The organism is Pseudomonas sp. SB113, assembly GCF_040754745.1.
GTDB classification, from domain to species: Bacteria; Pseudomonadota; Gammaproteobacteria; order Pseudomonadales; family Pseudomonadaceae; genus Aquipseudomonas; species Aquipseudomonas grimontii.
This window is the reverse complement of sequence record NZ_JBFMHW010000217.1, coordinates 1-425: the sequence shown is the minus strand read 5'-3', so window position 1 is coordinate 425 and position 425 is coordinate 1. Positions and strand designations below refer to the sequence as shown.

Here is a 425-nt window from a genome sequence, read left to right as displayed (position 1 = left end):
TTATTGGGAGCGGCATCGCCGGTCTTGCGGCAGCTTTCTATATGATCCGCGATGGCGGCATGGCCGGTAAAGACATTACCATTCTGGACGCCATGCAGATCGAGGGCGGCTCGCTTGACGGCGCCGGCAATCCCGAAGACGGCTATATCATTCGCGGCGGCCGCGAGATGAACTGGAACTACGACAATCTTTGGGACATGTTTCAGGACATTCAGGCGCTTGAACTTCCTGAGGGATACAGCGTTCTGGACGAATATCGGCTGGTCAACGACAACGATTCAAATTTTTCCAAAGCACGGCTCATGCACGAGCGAGGCAAAATCCGTGATTTCTCCACATTGGGCCTGTCGAGGAGCCAGCAGTGGGAATTGATCCGCCTGATGCTGAAGCGCAAGGAAGACCTCGATGACATCACGATCGAGCAA

Annotated in this window: 1 protein-coding gene; it reads left to right on the top strand. The window is 54.6% G+C overall.

Annotation, left to right across the window (positions count from 1 at the left end):
• A partial coding sequence (locus tag AB1462_RS32240; protein ID WP_367249181.1) for an oleate hydratase occupies window positions 1-425 on the top strand: 425 nt, incomplete at both ends.